Annotated in this window: 11 protein-coding genes; 2 read left to right on the top strand and 9 right to left on the bottom strand. The window is 70.0% G+C overall.

What is annotated here, in order from left to right:
• The 9 genes from N864_RS17595 to N864_RS17560 form a co-directional block, all read right to left on the bottom strand.
• Positions 1-214, bottom strand: a 214-nt coding sequence (locus tag N864_RS17595) for a WhiB family transcriptional regulator (protein WP_034719986.1), incomplete at its 3' end; no start/stop codon positions are given.
• Positions 215-401: 187 nt separating this feature from the next.
• Positions 402-767 (bottom strand): hypothetical protein, encoded by a 366-nt coding sequence (locus N864_RS17590; RefSeq protein ID WP_034719984.1) that lies wholly within the window; start codon positions 765-767, stop codon positions 402-404.
• A complete protein-coding gene (locus N864_RS17585) occupies positions 764-976 on the bottom strand; it encodes a hypothetical protein (RefSeq protein ID WP_155892994.1) in 213 nt (70 codons plus the stop codon). The genes N864_RS17590 and N864_RS17585 overlap by 4 nt, the downstream gene beginning before the upstream one ends.
• Positions 973-1,347, bottom strand: coding sequence for a hypothetical protein (locus N864_RS17580; RefSeq protein WP_034719978.1), 375 nt, complete (start codon positions 1,345-1,347; stop codon positions 973-975). Before N864_RS17580 ends, N864_RS17585 begins: the two co-directional genes overlap by 4 nt.
• Positions 1,344-1,649 carry a hypothetical protein gene (locus N864_RS24795; protein WP_155892993.1) on the bottom strand — a complete coding sequence of 102 codons (306 nt, stop codon included), beginning with the start codon at positions 1,647-1,649 and terminating at the stop codon, positions 1,344-1,346. The genes N864_RS17580 and N864_RS24795 overlap by 4 nt, the downstream gene beginning before the upstream one ends.
• The gene (locus N864_RS17570; RefSeq protein WP_034719970.1) at positions 1,636-2,052 is read right to left on the bottom strand and encodes a hypothetical protein; all 417 of its coding nucleotides are present in this window, start codon (positions 2,050-2,052) and stop codon (positions 1,636-1,638) included. The genes N864_RS24795 and N864_RS17570 overlap by 14 nt, the downstream gene beginning before the upstream one ends.
• Positions 2,049-2,327 carry a helix-turn-helix domain-containing protein gene (locus tag N864_RS26470; protein WP_081793993.1) on the bottom strand — a complete coding sequence of 93 codons (279 nt, stop codon included), beginning with the start codon at positions 2,325-2,327 and terminating at the stop codon, positions 2,049-2,051. Before N864_RS26470 ends, N864_RS17570 begins: the two co-directional genes overlap by 4 nt.
• Positions 2,328-2,377: 50 nt before the next feature.
• The gene (locus N864_RS24790; protein WP_155892991.1) at positions 2,378-2,740 is read right to left on the bottom strand and encodes a hypothetical protein; all 363 of its coding nucleotides are present in this window, start codon (positions 2,738-2,740) and stop codon (positions 2,378-2,380) included.
• Complete coding sequence (locus N864_RS17560) at positions 2,737-3,849, bottom strand: tyrosine-type recombinase/integrase (RefSeq protein ID WP_034719966.1); 1,113 nt, start codon at positions 3,847-3,849, stop codon at positions 2,737-2,739. The genes N864_RS24790 and N864_RS17560 overlap by 4 nt, the downstream gene beginning before the upstream one ends.
• Positions 3,850-4,177: 328 nt before the next feature.
• Between N864_RS17560 and N864_RS17555 the strand changes: the two genes are divergently transcribed.
• Positions 4,178-5,038, top strand: a complete 861-nt coding sequence (locus N864_RS17555) for an alpha/beta fold hydrolase (protein ID WP_051518750.1) — start codon at positions 4,178-4,180, stop codon at positions 5,036-5,038.
• Positions 5,039-5,254: 216 nt separating this feature from the next.
• Positions 5,255-6,624: DEAD/DEAH box helicase (locus N864_RS17550; protein ID WP_051518749.1), on the top strand; the 1,370-nt coding region annotated here is incomplete at its 3' end.

Here is a 6,624-nt window from a genome sequence, read left to right as displayed (position 1 = left end):
AGCGGTCGAGGCCGCCCCACACGCCCCACTTCTCGAGGTGTCCGACCGCGGCGCACTCGGCCATCGCCGGGCACCCGTCACACTCGGCCGCGGCAGCCGAGAGCACGTCGGCGTCGTCGCTCGTGAACTCGTCGGCACGGCCCGCGCACGGGACGCGGAGCCCCGTTTCGGTGGCCCGCTCGAGGGCGCGGCTCAGGGCCTCGTGGGTGGTCATCGCAGACCCCCAACCGGAGCGCCCTTCGGGCGCGCTGATCCCCTTAGAGAAGAATCTAGAGGGGCAGGGACAAAACCGCTGGTCAGCGGCTTGCGCGTCATCACTGAGTGATTACGCCGTAATCCCTGAGTGATGACGTTTCGGCCATTTGTCATCACTGAGTGATGACGTTGCACCGTGGGGACCATCACTGCTCACCCCGCTTGGCGTGCCAGCGGCAGGGCGTCCCGGGCATCCCGAGCCCTCCGCTGACCGCGTGGCTCGGCACGACGAGGCACCGCGACGACGAACCGTCGAGGATGAACCCGTAGTCGACGGCGGCCTTGATTGCGCGGTGCACGTTCTGCCGTTTCGGGGTGATGAGCTCGCCCGTGTCCGGGTCGACGGTGGACAGCACCAGGGCGACCTGTCCGGGGTCGAACGGTGCGTGTCCGTTCGCGCGGTGCTTGCCGTAGGCGAGCGAGACGACGCGCAGCCACAGCGGCAGCCGCGGGTCGCCGGCTCGGTTCTCCCAGACGAGCTGGAAGTGCTTGGCCCAGGGGTTGAGGCTCATTGCACCGCCCCCTTCATGTGGACGCGGATGCCGTCCCGCTCAGCGAGGGCGAGCACGTCCCCGAGGCGGTCGAGCCGGACGCGCCAGCCGCGCAACGGCGGCGACCACATCGCCGGGATTCCGTTCTCGCAGAGCCAGTCCCGTAGGCGGCCCTTGACGAGCGCGTACCGGGGACTATCCGGCATGCCGTAGACGAACATCGCAGTCATGCCGACCACCGGGCCTCGGCCGGAGCGGGGTAGTCGTCGGAGACTTCGCCGGTCTCGGTGTCCACGACAGGTGTGCAATCCTGCACAGCAGCCACGTCGTAAGCGGCGGTGCGATCGGAGACGCCCACGACCGGGGCAATCGCCCTGGTGGACAGGCCGGGCGGAACGTCGTCGTCACAGACGAGAGCAGCCCAGGCAGCACCGTGGCGCTGCGTCGCCTCGCGTCGGGCCAGCCCGAGCATTGCGGCGGCCTGCTCATGGATCAGCTCGTGCGCGCGCTCCGTGGCGTCGACCTCGAGGCGGCACATCTGGCCGTGCTCGATGCCCACGAGGTAGGCGTGCTGGAGGTCGTCGAACGTATAGTTCGTCATCGGCCACCACCCCCGAGCGCGTCGTGCCCGAGCGAGTCGAGGTCGGCCATTGGTACGGGGAGCAGCCGCACGAGGTGCAGTGACGCGGGCAGCCCACGACGATGTGCGCGCTCGACGGCAAGGTGAGCGCTGGGGAGGTTGAAGTAGACGCGACGACGCGTGCCGCCGTTGCGGATGCCGGCGAGCACCACGAGCGCGTGGTCGGCCGTCTCGGCTAGACTGGCAGCAGATCGGCCCGCCAACTGATCTTCTGGAGCCCCGGGGATGCCCGCCCCGGGGTTTCGCTTGTCAGGCAGGGACATTCGCGTTCACCCCCGCCTGCGGCTCGCCGCTCGACAGCCGAGGCGCACGGGCCATGCTCGGCCGCGGTCGAATCCGAATGAGGTCGCCGCGGCGGCGATGCCAGCCAGCCTCACGGTTAGCCAACTCGTGAGCATCCTTAGCGCCCCGGATCAGGTCCTCGTCGGACATGCGGCGCGTGTAGCGCTCGATGTCACGCACCTTGAGTGCGGCCTGCCGGGCGAGGTAGTCGCCGGCCTCCTCGTTGGCACCGAGGGCGGCGAGCCGGTAGCGGACACGAGCGACGGACTCGGACGGCCAGGGCAGTGCCAGCGACTCCTTATTAAGGAGTCGCTGACGAGCCAGGCCAGCGTCCCGCTCGGCCTCGGTGGGAACGGAATCCCTTGTGACGACAGGGGAACTCATCCGGCACCCCCTCGAGTGGCAGGGGCGGGCATATCGGCGCCGGTGCCCATCGTCGGAATGGGCTGCATAAGCGCCTCGAGGTCAGTAGCGCGTATGCGCACGGCTCGGGAGCCTCGCGGACGAAATGCGGGGAGCACGCCGCGGGCGATGTAGTTGCGGATCGTGCGATCAGTAACGCCGAGCTCGTCGGCGGCCTCCGCTTGACTGAGCCAAGCGGGGCGAGTGCGTGTTGTCGTAGACAACAGAACACCTCCGGGGGCAGGTAGAACCTGCACCCACGGAGGTGCCTTAACGCTTAGTTCCGCAGACTACCAGTAACTTCCCGTCAACCGTCAATCAGGTTGAGGATGCGGCGTGTCGCGCTGAGCAGCACCTCGGAGACCGACCCCTCTGCTGCCCAGCGCGACAGACGGGTGAGGTCCTCCAGTGTGATTCGCTCGGTCACTCCACATGCGCACTTGACCTGATGGTGGCGACTGAGCGCGGCTGAGATGGCGGACGCTTGGGCAATCTGGTGCCGCTGGTTCGGCTGCCGATTCCTTGGTTGCTCGGCGAGCCGCTCGGCACGGCGCCATAGATGCGTGTCCGAGTCGAGGCGTTCCACTGGCACCGTGATTCGCTCGGGCTCACGATCGGCCCACTCGCCCCGACCGCGATGGTTGCAGACAAAGGTGACGCTCTCACTCATCGGTTGGCCTCCACCATCCTCGAGAGGGCGGCCGCGATCTCGGCGTCGCGCCCCTGTGCAATGTGCTGGTACTTCATCGCCGCGCCGGGCGTGCTGTGACCGAGCCGGCCCATGAGCTCGGCAAGCGTGGCCCCCGTCTGAGCGGCCAACGTTGCTCCGGTGTGGCGCAGGTCATGCCATCGCAGGTCCGGCCGTCCTGCCGCCTTACGGGCGGGGTAGTAGACGCGGTACAGCGTGGAGGGCGCCAGGTGCGAGACACCATCGGCCGCGGGGAACAGCAGGGCGTCCTGCCCACGCATCGGCATGCTGTCCCGGTGTGCCTTGAGCATTGGCAGCAGGTGGGGCGGAATCGCCACGTCGCGCGTTCCGGCGTCGCTCTTGGGGGTGCCGACGATCTCCTCGCCCTCGGCTCGCACGACGCCACGGCGGACGTGTATGACGCCGTTCTTGAGGTCGACGTCCTTACGGCGTAGCTCGGTCACCTCCCCGAACCGCAGCGCACACCACGCGGACAGCATGACCATCGGCCGGTACTTCTCGGGCATCTCGGCCGCGATGATCTCGAGCTCGCGCAGCGTGGCGGGCTTGATCTTGCGGGCTCGCTTGGCCTGGCCGGCCCCTCGGACGTGGCAGGGGTTGGCGGCGATCTTCTCGTCAGCGACGGCGGTCCCGAGGATCGTGCGCAGCAGTCCGTAGGCGTGCGCTCGCAGCGTGGGGCGGCCGCGGTCGAGGTCAGCGTGCCAGTCCCGCACCATCTCGGAGGTGAGGGCCTTCAACGGCACCTCACCCAGGGCGGGGAGTATCTGCCGATCCAACAGCGAGCGGTAGTGCTCGCGGGTCCGAGGCTTGAGGTCGCGGCGACGCATCCACTTCTCGGCATACGTCCCCAGCGTCTCGGCAGCCGGCTTGTCTCGCAGCTTGCGAGGCGCCTCCCACGTCCCCGCGCTGATCTTCCGGCGCTCGTCCGTCAGCCATGCCTCGGCGTCGAGTCGGGTATCGAACGTGACCGGCGCGGCATACCTCTTGCCGTCGGGCGCTCGGTATTTCGCTCGGTATCGGCCGCTCGACAGTCGCTCGATGCCGCCGAACAGTCGCTTTCCGCTCGCCATGTCCTCGCCCTTTCGTGGACCAAATGTGGACCACCAACAGGATATCCGTTTCCGTTGCGTTCCGCACGTTGCTGCGATACTGTTTCGCATAGCCGCACGTCGGGAGCGCAAAACCGCTGGTCGGAACAGTGACGCGGGGGAGGCCAGGAAACTGGTTCAAACCCAGTATCGCCCACCAGCAACCGAAGGCCCCCGCCGATCACGGCGGGGGCCTTTGTGTGTCAGGCGGACACCCGGGTCGGACCCGGCCGGAGGGGCGACCCACCCTCGCTCTCGCGCTGCGTCCTGGCCTACGGCGTCGTAGGTTACGGGCGAGTAGCATGAGGTGATGAGCGAGCTGTCGGTTCCGGATTCGCCGGTCGCCCGCACGACGCGGGTGCACGGTCACCAGCTGTCCTACATCGACCGCGGCGAGGGCCCGGCCGTCCTGTTCATCCACGGCCTGCTGGGCTCGAACCAGAACTGGGCACACCTCGTCCACGGCCTGGAGGGGAGCCACCGGGTCGTCATCCCGGACCTCTTCGGGCACGGCGCCTCCGAGAAGCCGATGGGCGACTACTCCCTCGGCGCCCATGCCGCCACCCTGCGCGACCTGCTCGACCTGCTCGGCATCGACCGGGTGACCCTGGTCGGGCACTCCCTCGGCGGCGGGATCGCCCTGCAGTTCTGCTACCTCTTCCCACATCGGGTCGAGCGTCTCGTGCTGGTGGCGAGCGGCGGCCTGGGCCGGTCGGTGAGCCCCCTCCTGCGCGCGGCCACGCTGCCGGGCGCGGAGTGGGTCCTGCCGGTGATTGCCTCGACTCGGGTGCGCTCGCCCCTCGAGGCCGTCGGGCGTGCCGTCGCGGGCTGGGGCTGGCGGGGCTCGCCTGACGTCCGAGAGGCATGGCGGGGCTTCACCTCCCTCAGTGACGCGGACAGTCGCCGGGCGTTCCTCGCCACGACGCGCGCGGTGGTGGACCCGGGTGGGCAGACCGTGTCGGCCCACGACCGCCTCCCGGCGGCAGCGGGCATCCCGACCCTGATCGTGTGGGGCACCAAGGACCGGATGATCCCGAGCTGGCACGCGATCCGGGGACACCAGGCCCTGCCGGGCAGCCGGGTGGAGCTGTTCGAGGGCGCCGGGCACTTTCCCCATCTGGAAGAGCCGGAACGCTTCGCCCGGGTGCTGGCCGAGTTCATCGGCAGCTGAGCGCCGGGCGCCGCCGACGGAGGCCCATGACGGGGCTGGCGCGGACGTCGGCTACGCTAGGTGCAGCGACCCGCCAGTTCTGCCTCGGGTCGCCTCTTCTTGGCGGGACCCATCGCTCCCACCCCAGTCGATTCGCTCTTGCGCCGCGACCCGCACTCCGACAGTGCCTCGCGCCGGGCAGAACGACCCCTTCTTCTCCCTTGGAGTTCACCACCTGTGTCCACTGACACCACCTTCAGCACGCTCGGCGTGCCCACTGCGCTCGTCGCCATCCTGGCCGACGCCGGGATCACGACGCCGACACCCATCCAGGCGGCGACCCTGCCTGACTCGCTCGCCGGGCGCGACGTGCTCGGCCGGGGCCGGACCGGCTCGGGCAAGACCTACGCGTTCCTGCTGCCCCTGCTGACGCGGCTGTCGCAGTCGCCGGCACCGCGACGGCCCAACCGGCCCCGCGCGCTCATCCTCGCCCCGACCCGCGAGCTGGCCGTCCAGATCGACACGGCGCTCGCCCCGCTCGCGAAGCCGCTCGGCCTGACGTCCCAGACGATCTTCGGCGGGGTCGGGCAGAACCCCCAGGTCCAGGGCCTGCGCGCCGGCGTCGACATCGTGGTCGCGTGCCCGGGCCGCCTGGAGGACCTCATGGGCCAGGGGCACGTCGTGCTCGACGCCATCGAGATCACGGTCCTTGACGAGGCCGACCACATGGCGGACCTCGGTTTCCTCCCCGGCGTGCGCCGCATCATGGACAAGACCCCGCGTGGCGGGCAGCGGCTCCTCTTCTCGGCGACGCTCGACGGCGCCATCAACGTCCTGGTCAAGCGCTTCCTCACCAACCCCGTGACGCACCAGGCAGACTCCGCACAGTCCCCGGTCTCGACCATGGAGCACCACGTGCTGCACGTGTCGGCGGAGGCGCACCTGCCGGTCATCCTTGACCTGGCAGCGGCGCCCGGCCGCAAGGTGGTCTTCACCCGCACCAAGCACCGCGCGAAGAAGCTCGCCCGCCAGCTGAACGCCTCCGGGGTGCCGGCCGTGGAGCTGCACGGCAACCTCAGCCAGGGCGCCCGGACCCGGAACATGGACGACTTCCACTCCGGTCGGGCGCAGACGCTCGTCGCGACCGACATCGCGGCCCGCGGCATCCACGTCGATGACGTGGCCCTCGTCATCCACGCCGACCCGCCGGTCGAGCACAAGGCCTACCTGCACCGCTCCGGCCGCACGGCTCGGGCAGGTGCCGACGGGACGGTCGTGACGATGATGCTGGACGAGCAGGTCCGCGACGTCCGCGACCTGACCCGCAAGGCCGGCATCAAGCCGACGATGACCCGCGTGCAGCCGGGCCACCCCATCCTGGCGAAGCTCGCGCCGGGGGAGCGGTCGTATGCCGGTGGCCTCGTCCGCGAGGAGGCCCCCTCGGGCGGTGGCGGCGGTGGTCGCCGGACGTCCGGTCGCGCCGGAGCCCGTGGCGGCTCGCGCTCAGGACGGCACGGTAGCCCTGCCGGGGAGACCCGCAGCGCCGGCCGGGACGGCGGCGCACAGCCCGGCGGCGCCGGACAGGGCCGTGGCACGGGTCGAGGCGG

It is taken from the genome of Intrasporangium chromatireducens Q5-1 (assembly GCF_000576575.1).
GTDB classification, from domain to species: Bacteria; Actinomycetota; Actinomycetes; order Actinomycetales; family Dermatophilaceae; genus Intrasporangium_A; species Intrasporangium_A chromatireducens.
Note: the sequence above shows the minus strand (reverse complement) of the source record. Positions and strands in the feature narration are given on the sequence as shown.